Source organism: Methylocystis sp. Uni0008, assembly GCF_056838045.1.
The window spans coordinates 2,785,266-2,805,241 of sequence record NZ_CM166370.1 but is presented as its reverse complement, the minus strand read 5'-3'; the positions used below and the strand labels follow the sequence as shown (position 1 = coordinate 2,805,241).

Below are 19,976 nucleotides of genomic sequence, written 5' to 3'. Positions count from 1 at the left end.
ACAGCCGTCATGCCCGGCCTTGTGCCGGGCATCCACGCCGGGACATCGCGAAACGCATCGCGCGGGGGCGGTGTATATTCGTCTCATGTTCTCACATTTGCGTGTCGTCGCGTGGATGGCCGCGACAAGCGCGGCCATGACGCGGTGGGAGCCCTTCCGTCTCTCACCCCGCCTTGACTCTCCCGTGTGGCGAGTCATTATAAGAACATAACAGGAACACGAGAGATGACCCATCCGCTGGCGTCGCTGCGGAAAAGCCTGGCTTGCGCCTATCCCTCCGCAACTTCCGAGATGATCGCGCTCGGCGCGGAAAGCCTCGATCGGCGGCTTGGCGGCGGGATTCTCCGCGCGGCGCTGCACGAGGCCTATGCCGAGACTGGCGCCGACGCCCCGGCGGCGACGGGCTTCGCCCTGGCGCTCGCCAGGCGCGCGATGGCGGGGGAAGAGAAGCCGCTGCTCTGGGCGCGGCAGGAGGCGCTGAGCGCCGAATCCGGCGCGCCCTATCCGCCGGGCCTCGCCGACATCGGCCTCGACCCTGCCGCCGTCGCCCTCATCCGCGTGCGCGACGCCAGGGAGGCGCTGCAGGCGGGCGCCGAAGCCGGACGCTGCGCAACTGTGGGCGCGACGCTGATCGAACTCTTCGGCGACGCGCGCGCCTATGACCTGACCGCGAGCCGGCGCCTCGCTATGGCCGCCGCCGCCGCCGGCGCGCCGATCTTTATCGCGCGCGTCGCCGCCTCCCCTGCGCCGAGCGCCGCCGCGAGCCGCTGGCTCGTGCGCGCCGCGCCTTCCCGCGCGCTCGGAGCGAATGCGCCGGGGTCCGCGGCTTTTACGATTTTTCTGCTGCGCCAGCGTGGCGGCGCGGCGGGGCAAGAGTGGCATGCGTGGCGTGTGGAGTGGAACCGTGACCGTGGCGCCTTCGAGGACAGAACATTCGACGCATCGTCGCTATCTGGCCCTGTGGCTCCCCTTCCTGTCGGCGGAGCGCCTGGCGAAGACGCGCCGCAGACAGCCGAACGCAAGTTCGGATGACGCGCCGCTTATTCTCGTCAAGAAAGAGCGCAGCGCGCTGCGCATCGACGCGCTCGATCGAAAGGCGATCGCGCTCGGCCTGACGCCAGGCATGACGCTCGCCGACGCGCGCGCCCGCGCGCCCCATCTTGCCGTCGCCCAGGCCGACGCGGAGGCGGACGAGCGGCTGATGCTGCGGCTTGCCGCCTTTTGCGAACAGTTCACGCCGCTCGTGGCGCTCGATCCGCCCTGCGGCCTCATGCTCGACGCGACCGGCTGCGCGCATCTTTTCGGCGGCGAAGCGGCGATGCGGGCCTGCGTCCTGCAGGCGATGGCGCGGCTCTCCTTTACCGGCCGCGCCGCCGTCGCCGGAACGCCCGAGGCGGCGCGCGCCCTGGCGCGTTTTGGCCAAGAGGTCGTCACGCCTCCGGGCGAAGATGAAAATTTCACCCGCCCGCTGCCCATCGCCGCGCTCGAAGCGCCAAGGGAGACGAGCGTGGCGCTGACGCGCGCGGGACTTACGACATTGGGCGATCTCGCCGATCGCTCCTCGGCCGCGCTGACGGCGCGTTTCGGCGCTGAGACGATGCGTCGGCTGACGCGCATTCTGGGACGCGAAGACGCGCGCATCACGCCCTTGCGGCCCTTGCCGGAATGCATGGTCGAGCGGCGTTTCGCCGAGCCCTTCCTCGATCTTTCTGCGATAGAGAATGTTCTGCGCCCGCTGATCGCGGAAGCGGCCGGCATTCTGGAAAAGCGCGGCGAGGGCGGCCGCGCGTTTGAAGCGCGCTTCTTTCGCACCGACGGCGCCGTTGCGGCCGTGCATTTCGAAACCGGCGCGCCCTCGCGCAATGTCGAGGCGCTTCTGCGGCTCTTCAGGCTCAAGGCCGACTCGCTCGCCGATCCGCTCGATCCCGGCTACGGCTTCGACGTCATCCGCTTTTGCGTCCTGCGCGCCGAAACTCTGGCGCAAAGCCAGACCGGCTTCGATCGGCAGGGCGCGCAGGACAGCGACGTCGCCGATCTCGTCGATCGCCTCGCGGCGCGCTTTGGCCGCGAACGCGTGCTGCGCTTTGCGGCGCATGAGACGCATGATCCCGTGCGCGCCGCCTCCTATGTTTACGCCGCCGCGTATGCTTCTTTTCGGCCTTCCTGGCCGAAGCCGGAGCCGGGCGAGCCGCCCTTGCGGCCGCTGTTCCTGTTCGATCCGCCGCAGCCCATCGAAACGATGGCTGAGACGCCGGACGGACCGCCGATGCATTTCAAATGGCGGCGCGTGCGCCACATGATCGCCCGCGCCGAAGGGCCGGAGCGCATCGCCCCGGAATGGTGGCGCAACGCAGTCGGCCGCGAAAGGCAAACGCGCGACTATTATCGGCTGGAGGACCGCGAAGGCCATCGCTTCTGGGTGTTTCGCGAGGGCCTCTATGAAAGCGAAACCGCCGCGCCGCGCTGGTTCCTGCATGGGCTCTTCGCATGAGCGCGCCTTACGCCGAACTCGTCGCGGCGACGAATTTTTCTTTCCTGCGCGGCGCGTCGCATCCTGGCGACATGGCGCTGACGGCGCTGCTGCTCGGCCATAGCGGCATTGGCGTCGCCGACCGCAACAGCGTCACCGGCGTCGTGCGCGCCTATGCGGCGCTTAAGGAGCTGCAAGAAAAGCTGAGCGATCCGCCGGCTGGCGATGATGCGGCGCTTCTCGCGCAACTTACCCCAGAGCGCGTCCAATCCTTCAAGCTCGTCGTTGGCGCGCGGCTCGTCTTCGCCGACGAGACGCCCGACATCGTGGTTCATCCGCAAAATCGCGACGGCTGGGGAAGGCTCACGCGGCTGCTCACGACAGGGAATCTGCGCGCCAAAAAGGGCGACTGCCGTCTTTATTTTGACGATCTCGCGCAGGCCGCGCGCGATCTGCTGCTGATCGTCATGCCTTCGCGCAACCTCTCGCGCCTGCCATCGACGCTCGCGCGTCTCAACGATCTTACGCAAGGCGACGTCTGGCTCGGCGCGACCATGCCGCGGCGCGGCGACGACAGGCGGCGTCTTGCAAAACTGCAAGAGATCGCCGCGCGAACGCAGACGCCTTTGCTGGCGACGAATGACGCGCTTTACGCCGATCCCGGCCAGCGCGATCTGCAAGACGTCATGACCTGCATTCGCGAAGGCGTGACGCTTGCGCAAGCCGGACGCCGGCTGGAGGTCAACGCCGAGCGCCATTTGAAGACGCCCGACGAAATGATCCGTCTCTTTGCCGACGCGCCACAGGCGATCGAGGAGACGCAATCTTTTCTCGCGCGCGTCGATTTCTCGCTCGACCAGTTGAAATATGAATATCCGGACGAGCCCGTTCCGCCAGGCCGCAATCCTCAGGAATGGCTCGAGGAGCTGACCTATCGCCACGCGGCGATGCGCTATCCGCAAGGCGTGCCGGAGAAGGTCGAGAAACTCCTGCGCGAGGAGCTGGCGCTCATCGAGACGCTCGACTACGCGCGTTATTTCCTCACCATTCACGACATCGTGCGGATCGCCGAAGACAAGGGAATTCTCTGCCAGGGGCGCGGCTCAGCCGCCAATTCCGCCGTCTGCTATGTGCTCGGCGTCACCTGCGTCGATCCGGCGGAGAATGATCTGCTCTTCGCCAGATTCATCTCGCAGGAGCGCAAGGAGCCGCCCGACATCGACGTCGATTTCGAGCATGAGCGGCGCGAGGAGATCATCCAGCATATTTACGCGAAATACGGCCGCGAGCGCGCGGGACTCGTCGCAACCGTCATCAGCTACAGGCCGCGCAGCGCCATTCGCGAAGTTGGCAAGGTCTTCGGACTGACCGAGGACGTGACCGCCGCGCTCGCCAGCACGCAATGGGGCAGCTGGGGCTCCGACATTCCGCAGGCCTATATCCGCCAGACCGGACTTGATCCCGAAAATCCCGTCATCCGCCGCGCCATTCATTTCGCGACGCGGCTGCTCGGCTTTCCGCGCCATCTCTCGCAGCATGTTGGCGGTTTCGTCCTCGCGCGCGGGCGTCTCGACGAACTGACGCCCATCGCCAACGCCGCCATGCCGGAGCGCACCTTCATCGAATGGGACAAGGACGACATCGACGCGCTCGGGCTGATGAAGGTCGACGTGCTCGCGCTTGGCATGCTCACCTGCATCCGCAAATGTTTCGACTATCTGCGCGCCCATGAAGGAAAGGACATGGGCCTCGCCGACGTGCCGGTCGAGGACGCGGTGACCTACGACATGCTGTGTCGGGGCGACTCGATCGGCGTCTTTCAGGTCGAGAGCCGCGCACAGATGAACATGCTGCCGCGCTTGAAGCCGCGCGAATTTTACGATCTCGTCATTCAGGTGGCGATCGTTCGTCCGGGGCCGATCCAGGGCAATATGGTGCATCCTTATCTGCGCCGACGCTCCGGAAGCGAGCCGGTCACCTATCCCTCGCCGGCGCCAGAGCACGGACCGGCGGACGAATTGCGCAAGGTGCTCGAAAAGACCAAGGGCGTGCCGCTCTTTCAGGAGCAGGCGATGAAGCTCGCCATGGTCGCCGCGAAATTCTCCGACGTCGAAGCCAATCGTCTGCGGCGCGCGATGGCGACCTTCCGCAATGTCGGAACCATCCATCAATTCGAGGCGCTGATGGTCGAGCGCATGGCGGCGCGCGGCTATGACCGCGACTTCGCGCAAAGCTGTTTCGAGCAGATCAAGGGCTTCGGCTCTTATGGCTTTCCCGAAAGCCACGCCGCGTCCTTCGCCAAGCTCGTCTACATCTCCTCCTGGATCAAATGCCACTATCCGGCGATCTTCGCCTGCGCGCTGCTCAATTCGCAGCCGATGGGCTTTTATGCGCCGGCGCAGATCGTGCGCGACGCGCGCGAGCATGGCGTCGACGCGCGCGCCGTCGACGTGAATTTCAGCGAATGGGACAATACGCTGGAGCGCGCAAAAGATGGAACGTTGGCGCTGCGCCTCGGCTTTCGGCAGGCGGACGGCGTGCATGAGAGCGAAGGGAAACGCATCGTCAAAGCGCGGACGAAACCCTATGACAGCGTCGAAGATCTCGCGCGGCGCGCGGCGCTCAACGCCGCGACGATGCGGGCGCTCGCCGACGCTGACGCTTTCCGCTCCTTGCAAAGCGACCGTCGCGACGCGCTCTGGGCCGTGCGGCGTCTGCCGGACGCGAAACCCCTGCCGCTCTTTGCCGCCGCGGACGCGCGCGAACTCGCCAAGGAAGAAGATCCGCTGCTGCCGCAGATGTCGCTCGGCGAACATGTCGCGGCCGATTATCAAACGTTGCGGCTGTCGTTGAAAGCGCATCCAATGGCGGTGCTGCGGCCCATTTTCACGCGCGATCGGATCATGTCTTGTGCGGAAGTTACGGCGCTCGCCGACGGCGCCTTTGCGCGCGGCGCCGGCGTCGTGCTGGTGCGGCAGCGGCCGGGACAGGGCAACGCCATTTTCGTCACGCTCGAAGACGAAACCGGCATTCTCAATATCGTCATCTGGGCGCGGCTCTTCGAGCGCTATCGCCGCGAAGCCATGGCGTCACATCTCATGCTGGTGGAAGGACGAGTGCAGAAAAGCCCCGAGAATGTCGTGCATCTGATGGCGCAGCGCATTATCGACCGCAGCCAGGATCTCAACAGACTGTCAGACGCGCATCGTCCGGAAATCGTCCTGTCGCGCGCCGACGAATTCGTTCATCCGCAGCATCCGCGCGTCAAACATCCGCCCAATGTGCGAATCCTGCCGAAGTCGCGGGACTTTCATTAAAACGCGGCGGGAGAGCCGCTCAACTGCTCTTCAGCCGCTTATCGGCCGGCAAGCTCGCCAACGCCTGCTGGCGCAGCTTCTCGATCTCCACGCGCGTTTTGCGCGCTTCGGCGCGTGCGACCTTCGCGGCGCGCCGCACCGACAGATGTCCGAGCCAGGACGAGATCCCGCCCGCGAGCACCCCGATCGCGATGGACGCCAGAACGACGAGGAAAATCGGCGCCTCGAAAGAAAGACCCGAGCCGTCGTTCGGCGCAAAGGGATCGAGCCCGATGCGCACCGATCCGCGATTGGCCATGGAAAAAAACAGGATGATGAGCGCCAGCGGAACGAAGATGATGACGCGCAGGATGGACTTCATAACATTTCCCTCTTGCCGGCGCCGCGCAACGCCTCGGGGCAGCCGCCACAATTAGCCGCCGCATGCCGCAGCGCGTCCCAGGCCGAGGACGCAGCCGTTCCGGGTCGGCTCACCCGCCCTGATAATTCTCGTTGAGGCGCTCGCGCATCTCTTTGCCGGTCTTGAAGAACGGCACGCTCTTTTGCTGCACCGAGACTTGCGCGCCGGTGCGCGGATTGCGGCCGGTGCGCGCATCGCGCTTCTTAACAGAAAAAGCGCCGAAGCCCCGCAACTCAACGCGATCGCCCCGGGCCAGGGCGGAGGTGATTTCGTCAAGAATCGTGCTGACGATCGTCTCGACGTCGCGCTGGTACAGATGACCGTTTCGCCGCGCGATGCGTTGAATGAGTTCCGACTTGATCATGAGCCGATCCAATATGTTGGCGTCGAAAACAAATCCGCGACGCCCGAGTCAGTTGGCGTCCGAATGCTGCCAAATCGCCAATAGGCCGTCAAGCTCGCCGCTCCGTTCGAGCAGCAGGGACTTTTCCAAAAATCCAGCAACCGTCTCCAGTCCCGCGACCCGCGCGACGCCCGCTGCGGCGCCGACGAGTCCAAGCCGTTCGAGGCTGGATTTCTTCTTCCATTCGCGCACCGGAAGGTCTTTCGCGATCCCCTTGTTGGCCACAAGCCACTCGATGGCCTCGCGCTGGCCGCCAATGACGTCCACGAGCTTGAGGGGCACGCCCTGGCGCGCCGTGAACACGCGCCCGTCGGAGACTTGCGCGAGCTCGGCGTCATTGAGATTGCGCCGCTGCTGGACGAGGCCTTTGAACCAGGCATAGGAGTCGGCGACAAGGCTGGCCACCGCCTCCCGCGCCGCCGGACTCGTCGGTTCGAACCCGTTCGGCGCGGCTTTGAGCGGCGAGGACTTGATCGTCTCGACCTCGACACCCCAATTGTTGAGCAGCTTCGAGACGTTGGGATACTGGAACAGCACGCCGATCGAGCCGACGAGCGAATTGCCGCGCGCAACGATCGTGTCGGCGGCGAGGGCGGCGATGTAGGCGCCCGAGGCGGCCACCGTGCCGACGACGGCGACGACAGGCTTCTTTTCGGCGACGCGCCGCAGCTCTTCGTAAAGCCGTTCGGCGCCGGTCGTCGTGCCGCCGGGGCTCTCGATCTCGAGCAGCAAAGCCTTCGCCTGGCTCGACGATCCGATTTTTCTGATCAGATCGACCGTGTCGTCGTCGCCCGTGATGACGCCCTGCACTTCAAGGCGCGCCACATGCGGCGTGAGCTTATCGGCTGACTCGGCGCCGCCGAGCCGCACCACGGCGACGAGACCCGCCACGCCCAAAGCGACGAGCGCGACAAGGCGCCAAAAACCGAGCTTGCGGCGCATTCTGCGGCGATCAACGAAATAATCGGTGGGTGTTGACATCGGAAGATCCCGATTGCTGGCTTAAGGGCAGAGCGTCGCCGCGCAGGAAGGTAATGCCGCGATCTCCGATTTGAAAGACGTCCCGCGCCACGCTTACCGTCGCGTGGCCTCCATCGCCCAGGCGAGATAATCCCGGTCCGCCTCGGCGACGTCGATACGCAATATTTCCGGCGTCTCATAGCTATGCAGACGGCGAACCAGTTCGGCAAGCGCGGGATAGTCATCTCCGCGCGCTTTCATCTGCAGCATATATTCGCGTTCTTGGCGCATCTCGTCTTTCCAGACGTAATGGCTGAGAACGGGATGCATCTGAACGCAGGCGGCGAGCTTCGCCGAGAGCGCCGCACGGGCAAGAGCGCGCGCCTTTTCTTCATCGTCGATCGTCGTCACGAGAATCGCAAGCGCGCTCATGCCGGTCTCAGCCGCCGATCACGGTGGTGAACACCTGCCCGCCCCGCGCCAGCATGATCTTCCAGTAATAGGAGCGCCCGGCCGTTACATTCGCCAGGTCGCGCGTGGTTCCGATCTTTTGATCGTTGACCGCGAGAATGATGTCTCCACGCTGCAGATTGAGCTGCTGCGCGTAGGAGCCGTCGTCGACCTCGGCAACGACGACGCCGTTCGTCGTTCCCTGTACGGACATCTCTTCGATGACCGCCGGGGAGATATTGACCACGGTGGCGCCGGAGAAGGGCGATGGGCCTTTTATTTTCACGGCGTCGCGCGGCGGATTCTCGGGCGCCGGCGTCAGACGGATCTGCGTGGAAATCTTCTTGCCGCCGCGCAGCACGCCGAGCGTCGCCTCTCCGCCGAGCGGCTTTGTCGCGAGCCGATAGCCGACCGCCTCGGGATCATCGGCTGTCTGGCCGTCGACCGAAATGATGACGTCGCCGCGTTTGAGGCCGGCTTCCGCCGACGGCCCCTTCGGGTCCACGTCAGCGAGCAGCGCGCCCGTGGGCCGATCGAGCCCCAGCCCCTCGGCGATCTCCTGCGACAGCGTCTGCAGCGACGCCCCCATCCAGGCCCGCCGCACCTGCTTGCCGCCGCCTTTCGCGGCTGTGATCACGCTCTTGACCATGTTGACCGGAATCGCGAAGCCGATGCCCACAGAACCGCCGGACTTCGAGAAGATCGCGGAGTTGATGCCGACGACGCGCCCGTTCATGTCGACGAGCGGTCCGCCCGAATTGCCGGGATTGATCGCCGCGTCGGTCTGGATGAAGAAGCCATAATCGCTGATGCCGACATGGGTGCGGGCAAGCGCCGAAATGATGCCCTGCGTCACCGTCTGACCGACCCCGAAAGGATTGCCGATCGCGAGCGTCAGATCGCCGACTTCAAGCGCATCCGAATCGCCCAGCTCCATTACCGGAAAATTCGCGCCGTCCGCGAGCTTCAACACCGCGAGATCGGTGCGCGGGTCGCGCAGCAAAATCTTCGCCGAGAATTCACGCTTGTCGGCGAGCGCCACCTTCACGTCCGTCATGCCTTCGATGACATGATTGTTGGTGACGACAAGACCACTTTGATCGACGATGACCCCGGAGCCGAGCGACTGCGCCATGTTGCGCCCGGGCATGCCGCCGCCCTCGCCGAAAAAGCGCTGGAAGATCGGATCGTTGAACAGCGGATTGGCGGGCATGCGCTCGACGCGCGACGCAAAGACGTTGACGACGGCCGGCTGCGCCTTCTTGACGATGGGGGCAAAGGAATAAATCAGCTCGCCGCGGCTTGTCGGAACGGCGCGATCAGATCCCGGCGGGGTAAAACTTTCGACGCGGCCGGGCGGTCGCGACTGGCCCGCCTGAATCGTGTCGCTGGAGACTTCGGCGCGCGCTGAAGCGAAGGAAACCGCGAGGGCGCCGGCAAGCGCCGCAGCAAACATTTGTCGCGCCGAAATGTTCATGAAGCGCTCCGTAGCAGAATTCTCCGGCGCCTATATAAACGCAAAGGGGCGGAACGGTAAGAACGCGCGCAGGCCAGCTTGCGAAGACTCGCCACGGCAGTGATCGGCAGCCCAAATTCTGGCGTCACGCCCGCCTGCGCGAGGTTCCCCAGGCTCCCAAACGCCGCCAGGCACGCTTCCCGAGGCCTGAGACGTTTTCGGCGTCGAACCCGAAAACCGGGGACGACGCCGCGCTTTTTTCTTGATCCGGTCAGATCCGCGGCTACGCCGCCGCCTCTTCGACCTGCGCCGGCCCCGAGTCCTGCCCCTTGGCGTCCACGTCGCGGTCGACGAATTCGATGACCGCGAGCGGCGCATTGTCGCCGTAGCGGAAGCCGGCCTTCAGCACGCGCGTGTAGCCGCCGTTGCGGTCCTTGTAGCGCGGGCCGAGCACCTCGAAGAGCTTGCCGACGAGTTTGACGTCCTTGATCTGGGCGATCGCCTGGCGACGCGCATGAAGGTCGCCGCGTTTGCCGAGCGTCACGAGCTTCTCGACGACGGGGCGAAGGTCTTTCGCCTTCGGCAGCGTCGTGACGATCTGCTCATGCTTGATGAGCGCCTGCGCCATATTGGCGAACATCGCCTTGCGGTGCTCATGCGTGCGCCCGAAGCGGCGCTTCTTGTGACCGTGATACATGTGGCTCTCCGTTGCTTATGCGGCCGCCGTGCCAAGGAACGGCCGTCGATTATCGGCAGTCGGCGTTAGGCGCTCGGCAGTCGAATCGGACTGCCGAAGCCCGACTGACGCTTGCCGTCAGTAATGCTCTTCGAACCTCTTCGCCAGATCGTCGATGTTCTCCGGCGGCCAGCCGGGAACTTCCATGCCGAGATGCAGACCCATCTGCGCCAGCACCTCCTTGATCTCGTTCAAGGACTTGCGGCCGAAGTTCGGCGTGCGCAGCATTTCGGCTTCCGACTTCTGAATGAGGTCGCCGATGTAGACGATGTTGTCGTTCTTCAGGCAGTTCGCCGAACGCACCGAAAGTTCGAGTTCGTCCACCTTCTTCAGCAGCGCCGGATTGAAGGCGAGCTGCGGAATCGACGGGGCGGCCTCCTCGCGGCGCGGCTCCTCGAAGTTGACGAAGACGTTGAGCTGATCCTGCAGAATGCGCGCCGAGAAGGCGAGCGCGTCCTCGGGAGTGATCGCGCCGTTGGTTTCGACGGTCAGCGTCAGCTTGTCATAGTCGAGAACCTGGCCCTCGCGGGTGTTCTCGACGCGATAGCTGACCTTCTTGACCGGCGAATAAAGGCTGTCGATCGGAATCAGGCCGATCGGCGCGTCTTCGGCGCGGTTGCGGTCCGCCGGCGCATAGCCCTTGCCGGTGGCGACAGTGAATTCGATACGGATCTCGGCGCCTTCGTCGAGCGTGCAGATGACGAGTTCGGGATTCAGGATCTGCACATCGCCCGACAACTGGATGTCGCCGGCAGTGACGACTCCCGGTCCCGTCTTCTTGAGCGTCAGGCGCTTCATGCCCTCGCCCTGATATTTGATGGCGATGTCCTTGATGTTGAGGACGATGTCGGTCACGTCCTCGCGCACGCCGGGGATCGACGAGAACTCATGCAGCACGCCGTCGATATGAATCGACGTGATCGCGGCGCCCTGCAAGGACGAGAGCAGGATGCGGCGCAAAGCGTTGCCGAGCGTCACGCCGAAGCCGCGCTCCAGCGGCTCGGCGACGGCGGTCGCGACGCGCTTTGGATCGTCTCCGGCCGTGACTTCGAGCTTGTTCGGCTTGATGAGTTCCTGCCAGTTCTTCTGGATGCTCACGTGGAGGCCTTTCCTTGAAGCTCCTGAATGCGGCGTCCGGGCATGCGCCGCGCGCCGCGCGAAATCAAATCAGACAATCTGAAATGTCTCAGACGCGGCGGCGCTTGCGCGGCCGGCAGCCGTTATGGGGAATGGGCGTCACATCGCGGATCGACGTGACGGTGAAGCCCGCCGCCTGCAGCGCGCGCAGCGCCGACTCGCGACCGGAGCCCGGGCCCGAGACTTCGACTTCGAGCGTCCGCACGCCGTGCTCGCCTGCCTTGCGGGCGGCGTCCTCGGCGGCCATCTGCGCGGCGTAGGGCGTCGACTTGCGCGAGCCCTTGAAGCCCATCGAACCTGCGGACGACCAGGACACAGTGTTGCCCTGCGCGTCGGTGATGGTGATCATCGTGTTGTTGAACGTCGAATTCACATGCGCGACGCCGGAAACGATGTTCTTGCGCTCACGGCGACGAACGCGCGTTGTGTCTTTAGCCATAGTGTTTTGCGTCCTTCAAACGCGCCCGTAGTTCCAGGCGCTAGGGATTTCAGTCGTCATGGCCGGGCTTGTCCCGGCCATCCATGCGGTTGCGATCCCCGGATCAAGTCCGGGGATGATCGTCCTAACGGACGATCACTTCTTCTTGCCGGCGATCGGCTTCGCCTTGCCCTTGCGGGTGCGGGCGTTGGTGTGCGTGCGCTGGCCGCGCACGGGAAGCTGCCGACGATGACGCAGGCCGCGATAGCAGCCAAGATCCATCAGGCGCTTGATATTGATCGCGACCTCACGGCGCAGATCGCCCTCGACCATGTAATCGCGGTCGATCGTCTCACGGATTTGCAGGACTTCGGCGTCGGTGAGCTGGGCGACGCGACGCTCGGCGGGGATGCTCACCTTCTCGCAGATCTCCGCCGCCTTTTTGGCGCCGATGCCGTGGATATATTGGAGCGCGATGACGACGCGCTTATTTGTCGGGATGTTGACGCCTGCAATACGGGCCACTTTAGTCTCTCCATTTGGGAGGGAGCGCTAGGCTCCGGGATGACGCCCGCGTCCGGTGGAGTCCGGCCCTTGCGGACGCTTGCGAACCGTTTTCATACGAAAACAGGCCCCGCCCCCCGTTCCGGGAGCCGGAGCCGCCTGTTCAACAACGTGAAGACCGCTTATTTAGGGGCGAATGCCTAAAGGGTCAAGCGGCTTCACGAAAAATACCTAGCCGCCGCTCGAGAGGGCCCGGTCGATCGCCGCCGTGACCTCGTCAATCGGCGCCATGCCGTCGATTCTGGTCAGTTCGCGGCGGCTGGCGTAGTGCGCCGAGACCGGGGCGGTTTGGGCGCGATATGCTTCGAGCCGCGTCTTGAAGCTTTCAGGATTGTCGTCGGCGCGCACCGCGCCGCCTGCGGCGCGGGTTTCGTCCACGCGCTTGCGCATCCTGTCGACGAGCGCCCCTTCGTCGACGACGAGCTCGAGCACGGCGTCAAGCGACAGGCCCCGGCGCTCGAGCAGCTTCTGCAGCGCCTCTGCCTGCGCCACGGTGCGCGGGAAGCCGTCGAGGATAAAGCCCCCGGCGCAGTCTGGCGAATCGAGCCGTTCGTCGATCAGGCCGATCACGACCTCGTCGGGCACCAGCGCGCCGGCGTCCATGATCTCCTTGGCCTTCAATCCGATCGGCGTTTTCGCCGCGACGGCGGCGCGCAGCATGTCGCCGGTCGAAAGCTGCGGCGCCCCGTGCCTTTCGACCAGACGCGTCGCCTGCGTGCCCTTGCCGGCCCCCGGCGGACCGAGCAGCACCAGCCTCATCGGGCGCGCTTCCCGCCGCGAAGCTTGGTCTTGCGGATCAGCCCCTCGTACTGCTGCGCCTGCATATGGCCGTGGATCTGCGCCACCGTGTCCATGGTGACGCTGACGACGATGAGCAGCGACGTGCCGCCGAAGTAGAACGGCAGATTGGCGTAGGCGATCAACCCCTCGGGGATGAGACAGATGATCGCGAGATAGGCCGCGCCGAGCACGGTGATCCGCATCAGCACGTCGTCGATGAATTTCGCCGTGCGCTCGCCGGGGCGGATGCCGGGCAGGAAGCCGCCATGCTTCTTGAGATTGTCAGCCGTCTCGACCGGATTGAACACGATCGCCGTGTAGAAGAAGGCGAAGAACACGATCAATCCGACATAAGCGAGCATATACAGCGGCCGGCCATGCCCGAAGTAGGCGGAGATGGTCGCGAAAATGCTTTCGCTGCCGGTGGACTGGTAGAAATTCGCGACGGTCGTCGGCAACAGCAGCAGCGAGGACGCGAAGATCGGCGGAATGACGCCGGACGTGTTCAGCTTCAGCGGCAGGAACGAGGTCTGTCCCTCATACACCCGATTGCCGTGCTGGCGCTTGGGATAGGTGATCAGCAGCCGCCTCTGCGCGCGCTCCATGAAGACGATGAAGCCGACGACGGCGAAGGACATCACCATTACCGCGATGATCAGCCCTGTCGAGATCGCGCCTTGGCGTCCCAGCTCCAGGGTCGAGACGATGGCGGAGGGGAACGCCGCGACGATGCCCGCGAAGATGATGAGCGAGGATCCGTTGCCGATGCCGCGCGAGGTGATCTGCTCGCCAAGCCACATCAGGAACATCGTGCCGCCGACAAGCGTCACGACCGTCGTGATGCGGAAGAAGATGCCCGGGTCGGTGACGACGCCCTGCTGGCCTTCGAGTCCGATCGCCATCGCGTAGGCCTGGAAGGTCGCCAGCGCGACGGTCAGGTAGCGCGTATATTGATTGAGGACCTTGCGGCCCTGCTCGCCTTCTTTCTTCAGCGATTCCAGCGTCGGAATGACCGACGTCAGCAGCTGGATGATGATCGACGCCGAAATATACGGCATGATGTTCAGCGCGAAGATCGCGCGGCGCTGCACGGCGCCGCCGGCGAACATGTTGAAGAGTTCGAGCATGCCCTTCGACTGGCCGAAGAAGCTCTTGGCGAAGGCTTCGGGATCGATGCCCGGCAGCGGCACGTAAGTGCCGAGACGATAGACGATCAGCGCGCCCAGCGTGAACCAGATGCGCCTCTTCAATTCCTCGGATTTGCCGAAGGCGGAGAGATTGACGTTGGCCGCGAGCTGCTCGGCTGCCGATGCCATGTAGGAACTCCCCTGTCGCGCCGCTGTCGACACGACGCATTTTTGTTGGGCGGAGCGCTTGGAGCGCAGCGCGTCGCGCGAGGCGCGCCCGCTCCCCGTGGAGCGCTTGATATAAAACAGCGCAGCCGCTCATGCGAGAGCGGCCGCGCTTTTTGGTTATTGGGCCGGCGACTCGCCGGCGAGAAGTTTCACCGAGCCGCCCGCGCCCTCGATGGCGGCGACCGCCGACTTCGAGGCCGCCGAAACCTCGAAGGCGAGCTTCGTCTTCAACTCGCCCTGGCCGAGGATCTTCACGCCGTCGCGGGGCTTGGTGACGACGCCCGCCGCAAGCAGCGAATCCACCGTCACCGGCGCGCTGGCGTCGAGCTTGCCGGCGTCGACGGCCTGCTGAATGCGCCCGAGATTGACCTCGTTGTAGTCGATCGAGAACGGATTGTAGAATCCGCGCTTGGGCAGGCGCCGATGCAGCGGCATCTGACCGCCCTCGAAGCCCTTGATCGCGACGCCGGTGCGCGCCTTCTGGCCCTTGACGCCGCGCCCGCCGGTCTTGCCCTTGCCGGAGCCGATGCCCCGGCCGACGCGCATGCGGTTCTTGCTTGCGCCTTGATTGTCGGAAAGTTCGTTGAGTTTCATGGCCGCGTCCTCACTTCTCGTCGACGATTTTGACGAGATGCGCCACCTTGGCGATCATTCCGCGCACGGCCGGCGTGTCTTCCAGCGCGCGGCGGCGGCCGATGCGCGTCAGGCCGAGGCCGAGAAGCGTACGGCGCTGACGTTCGGGACGGCCGATCGGGCTGCCGGTCTGCTCGACCACGATCTGCTGCTTGCTCTTGGTCATGGCTCGCCTCCTTACGCGTCGACGGCGTCGGCGTCGACGCCCTGACGGCGCGACTGAAGCACCGAGACTTTCAACGAGCGCCGCGCCGCGACGGAGCGCGGCGAATCCTCGCGGCCGAGCGCATTGAAGGTGGCGCGGATCATGTTGTAGGGGTTCGACGAACCCTGGCTCTTCGCCACGACATCATGCATGCCGAGCGTTTCGAAGACGGCGCGCATCGGGCCGCCCGCGATGATGCCCGTGCCTGCCGGCGCCGCGCGCAGAATGACGCGGCCCGCGCCGTGTCGTCCCTGAACGTCATGGTGCAAGGTGCGGCCTTCGCGCAGCGGCACGCGGATCAGCGCGCGCTTGGCCGCTTCCGTCGCCTTGCGGATCGCCTCCGGCACTTCGCGCGCCTTGCCATGCCCAAAGCCGACGCGACCCTTCTGGTCGCCGACGACGACGAGCGCGGCGAAGCCGAACCGACGGCCGCCCTTCACCACCTTGGCGACGCGATTGATGTGGACCAGACGATCCACAAATTCGCTGTCGCGCTCCTCACGATCGCGGCCGCGACCGCCTTCTCCATCACGCGCCATTTTCTCTTCCGTCACTTGCGCGGCGCTTATGCGCCGCTCGCTTCGCGTCATCCTTCTCCCGCGCGCGGGAGAAGGCCTTAGAACTCCAGACCGCCCTCGCGGGCGCCGTCGGCCAGCGCCTTGACGCGGCCGTGATACATGTATGCGCCGCGGTCGAAGACGACCTCTTTGACGCCCTTGGCGACGGCGCGCTCGGCGAGCAATTTGCCGACGACCTTCGCCGCCTCGACGTCCGCGCCGGTCTTCAGACCCTCGCGATTCGCCTTCTCGAGCGAAGAGGCGGCGACGACCGTCGCGCCCTTCTCGTCATCGATGATCTGCGCATAGATCTGCTTCGACGAGCGAAACACCGACAGGCGCAAACGCCCATTGGCGCGCTCACGGATCGCCCGGCGCACGCGCGCCTTGCGACGCTGTTCGACTTTGACATCCCTGGCCATGGCGGGTCCTTACTTCTTCTTGCCTTCCTTACGGAAGATGAATTCATTGGCGTATTTGACGCCCTTGCCCTTGTAGGGCTCGGGGCCGCGCAGCGCGCGAATTTCAGCCGCGACCTGGCCGACCTGACGCTTGTCCATGCCGCTGACGGTGATTTCCGTCGGCTTCGGCGTCACGATCGCGATGCCGGCCGGGATCGGATAGTTCACGTCATGCGAATAGCCGAGCGCGAGCTGCAGGGTCTTGCCCTGCACCGCGGCGCGGTAGCCGACGCCCGTGATCTCGAGCTTCTTCTCGAAGCCCGTCGTCACGCCGACGACGATATTGTTGATCTGCGCGCGCGACGTGCCCCACAGCGCGCGGGCGCGCTTCGTTTCATTGCGCGGGTCGACCTTGATGGCGTTGTCCTGCTGGACGACGGAAACGTCGTCGGGAACCAGGAACTCCAGCTGGCCTTTCGCGCCCTTCACCTGCACGAGCTGGCCGTCCACCTTGGCGGTGACGCCGGCGGGAACGACGACAGGCTTCTTGCCGATACGAGACATTGTTGCAAATCCTGTTTGATGAGGCGCAAGGTCTAGAAGACCTTGCACAGCACCTCGCCGCCGACATTGTTTTCGCGCGCCGCGTGATCGGCCATCACGCCCTTCGGCGTCGACACGATGGTGACGCCAAGGCCGTTCGCGACCCGCGGCACTGCGCCGACCGCCGCATAGACGCGGCGGCCCGGACGCGACACGCGCTCGATCTGCTTGATGACCGGCTCGCCGTCGAAATACTTCAGTTCGATCTCGAACTCGGTGCGGCCGTTGCCAAAGTCGGTGCTGCTATAGCCGCGGATATAGCCCTCTTCCTTCAGCACGTCGAGCACATGCGCGCGCAGCTTGGAGCCGGGGGAGGACACCTTGTCCTTACGGCGCATCTGCGCATTGCGGATGCGGGTGAGGAGATCGCCCAATGGATCGTTGATCGCCATTTGCCGCTCTCCTTACCAGCTCGACTTCACAAGGCCCGGCACCAGGCCACGGGAGCCAAGCTCGCGCAGCGCGATACGGGACATTCTCAGCTTGCGATAAAAGGCGCGGGGACGCCCTGAGATTTCGCAGCGGTTGCGCACACGAATGGCCGCGGAATTGCGCGGGAGCTCTGCGAGCTTGAGACGCGCCTCGAACTGCTCCTCGACGCTCAGCGACTTGTCCTTCGCCGCCGCCTTCAGCCGCGCGCGCCGGCCCGCATAGGCCTTCACGAGCTTCTGCTTCCGCTTGTTGTTCTCAATCGCGCTTTTCTTCGCCATTACCAGTTTCGCCTTTCGGTATCCGCGTTTGAGGAGCCGTTAAGCCCTCACTGCCGGAACGGGAAATTGAACGCCTTCAGCAAGGCGCGCGCCTCTTCGTCGGTCTTGGCGGTCGTGCAGACGATGACGTCCATGCCAAGGATCGATTCGGCCTTGTCGTAGTCGATCTCGGGGAACACGATGTGCTCCTTGATGCCGAGCGCGTAATTGCCGCGTCCGTCGAAGGACTTCGGATTCAATCCGCGGAAGTCGCGCACGCGCGGCAGAGCGACGGTGATCAGCCGGTCGAGGAACTCGTACATGCGCGTCTTGCGCAGCGTGACCTTCGCGCCGATCGGCATGTTCTCGCGCAGCTTGAAGGTCGAAATTGCCTTGCGCGCGCGGGTGACGACCGGCTTCTGACCGGCGATGAGGCCGAGATCCGCGGCCGCCGCCGACGCCTTCTTGCTGTCGTTGACGGATTCGCCGACGCCCATGTTGAGCACGATCTTCTCGATCGTGGGCACTTCAAGCGCGTTCTTGTAGCCGAACTGCTGGGTGAGCGCCTCGCGCACGACTTCGTCGTAATGCTTCTTCATGCGCGGCGTATAAGCGCCGTCGCCCAGCGCCTTCGCGGGCGCGTCGCCCTCGGCCTTCGCCGGCTTTTCCTTCGCGGCGGGCTTTTCGGCGGACTTCGCGGCGGCCTTCTTCGCCTCCGCGCCTTCGGCGGCCGGCTTTTGAGCCTTTGCGGGCTTTTCGGCCTTCGGCTTCTTTTCCTCAGCCATCGATCAATTCTCCGGAACGCTTGGCGACGCGGACCTTGCGGCCGTCGTCGAGAATCTTGAATCCGACACGCGTGGCCCGGCCGTCCTTGGGATCGGCGAGCGCGAGATTCGACAGATCGATCGGCGCGGCCTTGTTGATGATGCCGGCTTCGCGATCCTTGGTCTGGCGCTGGTGGCGCTTGACCATGTTGACGCCGTCGACGACCGCGCGGCCCTCGCTCGGGATCACGCGCAGCACTTCGCCGCTGCGGCCCTTGTCGCGGCCGGCGAGAACGACGACCTTGTCGCCCTTCTTGATTTTGGCGGCCATTACAGAACCTCCGGGGCGAGCGAAATGATCTTCATGTGGTTCTTGGCGCGCAGCTCGCGCGGCACCGGTCCGAAGATGCGGGTGCCGATCGGCTCCTTCTGATTGTTGATCAGAACGGCGGCGTTCGAATCGAAGCGAATGACGGAGCCGTCCGAACGCTTGATGTCCTTCGACGTGCGCACGACGACGGCCTTGAGCACGTCGCCCTTCTTCACGCGGCCGCGCGGAATCGCTTCCTTGATCGACACGACGATGATGTCGCCGACGCCAGCGTATTTGCGCTTGGAGCCGCCCAGCACCTTGATGCACATCACGCGGCGCGCGCCCGAATTGTCGGCGACGTCGAGATTGGTCTGCATCTGTATCATGGCCTACCCGCCTTTCATTCCGGTCTGGTTTCGGCTGCGCCGACTTCGTCCGGACGGTTTGTTCTTTAAGACTACGCCTCGGCCGCGTCTTCGACGACGCGCCAGCGCTTCAATTTCGAAATCGGCGCGGTCTCTTCGATCGTCACCGTGTCGCCCACCTTGAACGCGCCGTTCTCGTCATGGGCGTGATAGTTCTTCGTGCGGCGCACCGTCTTCTGGAACAGCGGATGGGTGAAACGGCGTTCGACCTTCACCACCACCGTCTTGTTCTGCTTGTCGCTGACGACGACGCCCTGGAGAATTCGCTTCGGCATGGCGCTTTAACCCTGCTGTTCGGCGCGCTTCTGCGCGGCGATGGTTTTGGCGCGGGCGATGTCGCGACGGACGACGCGCACGCGTGAGGTGTTCTCGAGCTGGCCGGTCGCCCTCTGGAAGCGCAGATTGAACTGCTCTTTCTTGAGCTTCAGCACTTCGTCATTGAGCTGATCTTCGGTCATCGTCTTGATGTCGGAGAGGCGCTGTCTGGATTTCATCACGTCCCCCTTACTCGGCAATGCGTTCGATGAAGCGCGTCTTGATCGGCAGTTTCGCGGCGGCGAGCGTCAGCGCTTCGCGCGCCAGCGGCGCCGGCACGCCGTCGATCTCGAACATGATGCGGCCGGGCGCGACGCGCACCGCCCAGAATTCCGGCGCGCCCTTGCCCTTGCCCATGCGCACTTCGGTCGGCTTCTTCGACACCGGCACGTCGGGGAAGATGCGGATCCAGACGCGGCCGGCGCGCTTCATGTGGCGCGTCATGGCGCGGCGCGCGGCTTCGATCTGGCGCGCCGTGATGCGCTCAGGCTCCAGCGCCTTGAGGCCGAACTGACCGAAGTCCAGCGAATAGCCCGCCTTCGAGGCGCCACGGATTCGGCCCTTGAAGGCCTTGCGGAACTTGGTGCGTTTGGGTTGCAGCATGATAGCGCTCTTTGATCTTGTC

27 protein-coding genes are annotated in these 19,976 nt (G+C 64.7%); 3 read left to right on the top strand and 24 right to left on the bottom strand.

Translation table 11 applies throughout. The features are described from left to right. The first annotated feature begins 225 nt into the window (after positions 1 to 225). From AC0X69_RS14080 to AC0X69_RS14070, 3 genes are all read left to right on the top strand, one after another. Positions 226 to 1,032 (top strand): hypothetical protein, encoded by an 807-nt coding sequence (locus tag AC0X69_RS14080; RefSeq protein WP_482608417.1) that lies wholly within the window; start codon positions 226 to 228, stop codon positions 1,030 to 1,032. A 91-nt stretch (positions 1,033 to 1,123) separates the two neighbouring features. Further along, complete coding sequence (locus tag AC0X69_RS14075) at positions 1,124 to 2,491, top strand: Y-family DNA polymerase (RefSeq protein ID WP_482613405.1); 1,368 nt, start codon at positions 1,124 to 1,126, stop codon at positions 2,489 to 2,491. After that, a complete protein-coding gene (locus AC0X69_RS14070) occupies positions 2,488 to 5,787 on the top strand; it encodes an error-prone DNA polymerase (protein ID WP_482608416.1) in 3,300 nt (1,099 codons plus the stop codon). Before AC0X69_RS14075 ends, AC0X69_RS14070 begins: the two co-directional genes overlap by 4 nt. 19 nt (positions 5,788 to 5,806) lie before the next feature. Here the strand turns inward: AC0X69_RS14070 and AC0X69_RS14065 are convergent, their stop codons facing one another. The 24 genes from AC0X69_RS14065 to rplP all read right to left on the bottom strand — a co-directional run bounded on the left by AC0X69_RS14065 (position 5,807) and on the right by rplP (position 19,954). Then, positions 5,807 to 6,148, bottom strand: coding sequence for a LapA family protein (locus AC0X69_RS14065; protein ID WP_482608415.1), 342 nt, complete (start codon positions 6,146 to 6,148; stop codon positions 5,807 to 5,809). A 109-nt stretch (positions 6,149 to 6,257) separates the two neighbouring features. After that, positions 6,258 to 6,551, bottom strand: a complete 294-nt coding sequence (ihfB, locus tag AC0X69_RS14060) for an integration host factor subunit beta (protein ID WP_482608414.1) — start codon at positions 6,549 to 6,551, stop codon at positions 6,258 to 6,260. A gap of 48 nt (positions 6,552 to 6,599) precedes the next feature. Then, positions 6,600 to 7,571 carry a signal peptide peptidase SppA gene (sppA, locus tag AC0X69_RS14055; protein WP_482608413.1) on the bottom strand — a complete coding sequence of 324 codons (972 nt, stop codon included), beginning with the start codon at positions 7,569 to 7,571 and terminating at the stop codon, positions 6,600 to 6,602. Positions 7,572 to 7,664: 93 nt separating this feature from the next. Next, entirely contained in the window at positions 7,665 to 7,982 is a 318-nt protein-coding gene (cutA, locus tag AC0X69_RS14050; protein WP_482608412.1) for a divalent-cation tolerance protein CutA, read from the bottom strand. Positions 7,983 to 7,989: 7 nt separating this feature from the next. Beyond that, a complete protein-coding gene (locus AC0X69_RS14045) occupies positions 7,990 to 9,477 on the bottom strand; it encodes a DegQ family serine endoprotease (RefSeq protein WP_482608411.1) in 1,488 nt (495 codons plus the stop codon). 262 nt (positions 9,478 to 9,739) lie between these two features. Further along, positions 9,740 to 10,153 (bottom strand): 50S ribosomal protein L17, encoded by a 414-nt coding sequence (gene rplQ / locus AC0X69_RS14040; RefSeq protein ID WP_482608410.1) that lies wholly within the window; start codon positions 10,151 to 10,153, stop codon positions 9,740 to 9,742. 117 nt (positions 10,154 to 10,270) lie between these two features. After that, a complete protein-coding gene (locus tag AC0X69_RS14035; RefSeq protein WP_482608409.1) occupies positions 10,271 to 11,290 on the bottom strand; it encodes a DNA-directed RNA polymerase subunit alpha in 1,020 nt (339 codons plus the stop codon). 88 nt (positions 11,291 to 11,378) lie between these two features. Then, complete coding sequence (gene rpsK, locus AC0X69_RS14030; RefSeq protein ID WP_014890740.1) at positions 11,379 to 11,768, bottom strand: 30S ribosomal protein S11; 390 nt, start codon at positions 11,766 to 11,768, stop codon at positions 11,379 to 11,381. Positions 11,769 to 11,903: 135 nt separating this feature from the next. Further along, positions 11,904 to 12,272, bottom strand: coding sequence for a 30S ribosomal protein S13 (rpsM, locus tag AC0X69_RS14025; RefSeq protein ID WP_014890741.1), 369 nt, complete (start codon positions 12,270 to 12,272; stop codon positions 11,904 to 11,906). Between the two features lie 210 nt (positions 12,273 to 12,482). After that, positions 12,483 to 13,070 (bottom strand): adenylate kinase, encoded by a 588-nt coding sequence (locus AC0X69_RS14020; protein WP_482608408.1) that lies wholly within the window; start codon positions 13,068 to 13,070, stop codon positions 12,483 to 12,485. Further along, on the bottom strand, positions 13,067 to 14,407 hold the full coding sequence (secY, locus tag AC0X69_RS14015; protein WP_482608407.1) for a preprotein translocase subunit SecY: 1,341 nt from the start codon (positions 14,405 to 14,407) through the stop codon (positions 13,067 to 13,069). The genes AC0X69_RS14020 and secY overlap by 4 nt, the downstream gene beginning before the upstream one ends. Before the next feature lie 156 nt (positions 14,408 to 14,563). Next, a complete protein-coding gene (gene rplO, locus AC0X69_RS14010) occupies positions 14,564 to 15,040 on the bottom strand; it encodes a 50S ribosomal protein L15 (protein ID WP_482608406.1) in 477 nt (158 codons plus the stop codon). 10 nt (positions 15,041 to 15,050) lie between these two features. Further along, positions 15,051 to 15,245, bottom strand: a complete 195-nt coding sequence (gene rpmD, locus AC0X69_RS14005; RefSeq protein WP_482608405.1) for a 50S ribosomal protein L30 — start codon at positions 15,243 to 15,245, stop codon at positions 15,051 to 15,053. A gap of 11 nt (positions 15,246 to 15,256) precedes the next feature. Then, the gene (rpsE, locus tag AC0X69_RS14000) at positions 15,257 to 15,823 is read right to left on the bottom strand and encodes a 30S ribosomal protein S5 (RefSeq protein ID WP_482608404.1); all 567 of its coding nucleotides are present in this window, start codon (positions 15,821 to 15,823) and stop codon (positions 15,257 to 15,259) included. A 77-nt stretch (positions 15,824 to 15,900) separates the two neighbouring features. Next, positions 15,901 to 16,263 (bottom strand): 50S ribosomal protein L18, encoded by a 363-nt coding sequence (gene rplR / locus AC0X69_RS13995; RefSeq protein ID WP_482608403.1) that lies wholly within the window; start codon positions 16,261 to 16,263, stop codon positions 15,901 to 15,903. A gap of 9 nt (positions 16,264 to 16,272) precedes the next feature. Beyond that, a complete protein-coding gene (gene rplF, locus AC0X69_RS13990) occupies positions 16,273 to 16,806 on the bottom strand; it encodes a 50S ribosomal protein L6 (protein WP_482608402.1) in 534 nt (177 codons plus the stop codon). Positions 16,807 to 16,838: 32 nt separating this feature from the next. Continuing rightward, positions 16,839 to 17,237, bottom strand: coding sequence for a 30S ribosomal protein S8 (gene rpsH, locus AC0X69_RS13985; protein ID WP_482608401.1), 399 nt, complete (start codon positions 17,235 to 17,237; stop codon positions 16,839 to 16,841). Positions 17,238 to 17,249: 12 nt separating this feature from the next. After that, positions 17,250 to 17,555 carry a 30S ribosomal protein S14 gene (gene rpsN / locus AC0X69_RS13980; protein WP_482608400.1) on the bottom strand — a complete coding sequence of 102 codons (306 nt, stop codon included), beginning with the start codon at positions 17,553 to 17,555 and terminating at the stop codon, positions 17,250 to 17,252. Positions 17,556 to 17,602: 47 nt separating this feature from the next. Further along, a complete protein-coding gene (rplE, locus tag AC0X69_RS13975) occupies positions 17,603 to 18,319 on the bottom strand; it encodes a 50S ribosomal protein L5 (protein ID WP_482608399.1) in 717 nt (238 codons plus the stop codon). Then, entirely contained in the window at positions 18,312 to 18,629 is a 318-nt protein-coding gene (gene rplX / locus AC0X69_RS13970; RefSeq protein ID WP_482608398.1) for a 50S ribosomal protein L24, read from the bottom strand. The genes rplE and rplX overlap by 8 nt, the downstream gene beginning before the upstream one ends. Continuing rightward, a complete protein-coding gene (gene rplN / locus AC0X69_RS13965) occupies positions 18,629 to 18,997 on the bottom strand; it encodes a 50S ribosomal protein L14 (protein ID WP_138166882.1) in 369 nt (122 codons plus the stop codon). The genes rplX and rplN overlap by 1 nt, the downstream gene beginning before the upstream one ends. Before the next feature lie 71 nt (positions 18,998 to 19,068). Further along, complete coding sequence (gene rpsQ / locus AC0X69_RS13960; RefSeq protein ID WP_482608397.1) at positions 19,069 to 19,311, bottom strand: 30S ribosomal protein S17; 243 nt, start codon at positions 19,309 to 19,311, stop codon at positions 19,069 to 19,071. Positions 19,312 to 19,317: 6 nt separating this feature from the next. Beyond that, positions 19,318 to 19,530 (bottom strand): 50S ribosomal protein L29, encoded by a 213-nt coding sequence (gene rpmC / locus AC0X69_RS13955; RefSeq protein WP_482608396.1) that lies wholly within the window; start codon positions 19,528 to 19,530, stop codon positions 19,318 to 19,320. 10 nt (positions 19,531 to 19,540) lie between these two features. Beyond that, positions 19,541 to 19,954 (bottom strand): 50S ribosomal protein L16, encoded by a 414-nt coding sequence (rplP, locus tag AC0X69_RS13950; protein ID WP_138166879.1) that lies wholly within the window; start codon positions 19,952 to 19,954, stop codon positions 19,541 to 19,543. Between the last annotated feature and the right edge of the window lie 22 nt (positions 19,955 to 19,976).

Coding starts and splice junctions, on each gene's coding strand:
- AC0X69_RS14080 (WP_482608417.1), top strand. CDS start 226: ATGACCCATCCGCTGGCGTCGCTGCGGAAAAGCCTGGCTTGCGCCTAT.
- AC0X69_RS14070 (WP_482608416.1), top strand. CDS start 2,488: ATGAGCGCGCCTTACGCCGAACTCGTCGCGGCGACGAATTTTTCTTTC.
- AC0X69_RS14045 (WP_482608411.1), bottom strand. CDS start 9,477: ATGAACATTTCGGCGCGACAAATGTTTGCTGCGGCGCTTGCCGGCGCC.
- rpsQ (WP_482608397.1), bottom strand. CDS start 19,311: ATGCCGAAGCGAATTCTCCAGGGCGTCGTCGTCAGCGACAAGCAGAAC.
- cutA (WP_482608412.1), bottom strand. CDS start 7,982: ATGAGCGCGCTTGCGATTCTCGTGACGACGATCGACGATGAAGAAAAG.
- rpmC (WP_482608396.1), bottom strand. CDS start 19,530: ATGAAATCCAGACAGCGCCTCTCCGACATCAAGACGATGACCGAAGAT.
- rpsK (WP_014890740.1), bottom strand. CDS start 11,768: ATGGCTAAAGACACAACGCGCGTTCGTCGCCGTGAGCGCAAGAACATC.
- sppA (WP_482608413.1), bottom strand. CDS start 7,571: ATGTCAACACCCACCGATTATTTCGTTGATCGCCGCAGAATGCGCCGC.
- AC0X69_RS14075 (WP_482613405.1), top strand. CDS start 1,124: ATGACGCTCGCCGACGCGCGCGCCCGCGCGCCCCATCTTGCCGTCGCC.
- rplR (WP_482608403.1), bottom strand. CDS start 16,263: ATGGCCAGGGATGTCAAAGTCGAACAGCGTCGCAAGGCGCGCGTGCGC.
- rplE (WP_482608399.1), bottom strand. CDS start 18,319: ATGGCTGAGGAAAAGAAGCCGAAGGCCGAAAAGCCCGCAAAGGCTCAA.
- rplX (WP_482608398.1), bottom strand. CDS start 18,629: ATGGCCGCCAAAATCAAGAAGGGCGACAAGGTCGTCGTTCTCGCCGGC.
- rpsE (WP_482608404.1), bottom strand. CDS start 15,823: ATGGCGCGTGATGGAGAAGGCGGTCGCGGCCGCGATCGTGAGGAGCGC.
- rplO (WP_482608406.1), bottom strand. CDS start 15,040: ATGAAACTCAACGAACTTTCCGACAATCAAGGCGCAAGCAAGAACCGC.
- rplQ (WP_482608410.1), bottom strand. CDS start 10,153: ATGTATCACGGTCACAAGAAGCGCCGCTTCGGGCGCACGCATGAGCAC.
- rplN (WP_138166882.1), bottom strand. CDS start 18,997: ATGATACAGATGCAGACCAATCTCGACGTCGCCGACAATTCGGGCGCG.
- rplP (WP_138166879.1), bottom strand. CDS start 19,954: ATGCTGCAACCCAAACGCACCAAGTTCCGCAAGGCCTTCAAGGGCCGA.
- secY (WP_482608407.1), bottom strand. CDS start 14,407: ATGGCATCGGCAGCCGAGCAGCTCGCGGCCAACGTCAATCTCTCCGCC.
- AC0X69_RS14065 (WP_482608415.1), bottom strand. CDS start 6,148: ATGAAGTCCATCCTGCGCGTCATCATCTTCGTTCCGCTGGCGCTCATC.
- ihfB (WP_482608414.1), bottom strand. CDS start 6,551: ATGATCAAGTCGGAACTCATTCAACGCATCGCGCGGCGAAACGGTCAT.
- rpsN (WP_482608400.1), bottom strand. CDS start 17,555: ATGGCGAAGAAAAGCGCGATTGAGAACAACAAGCGGAAGCAGAAGCTC.
- AC0X69_RS14020 (WP_482608408.1), bottom strand. CDS start 13,070: ATGAGGCTGGTGCTGCTCGGTCCGCCGGGGGCCGGCAAGGGCACGCAG.
- rpsH (WP_482608401.1), bottom strand. CDS start 17,237: ATGGCGATCAACGATCCATTGGGCGATCTCCTCACCCGCATCCGCAAT.
- rplF (WP_482608402.1), bottom strand. CDS start 16,806: ATGTCTCGTATCGGCAAGAAGCCTGTCGTCGTTCCCGCCGGCGTCACC.
- rpmD (WP_482608405.1), bottom strand. CDS start 15,245: ATGACCAAGAGCAAGCAGCAGATCGTGGTCGAGCAGACCGGCAGCCCG.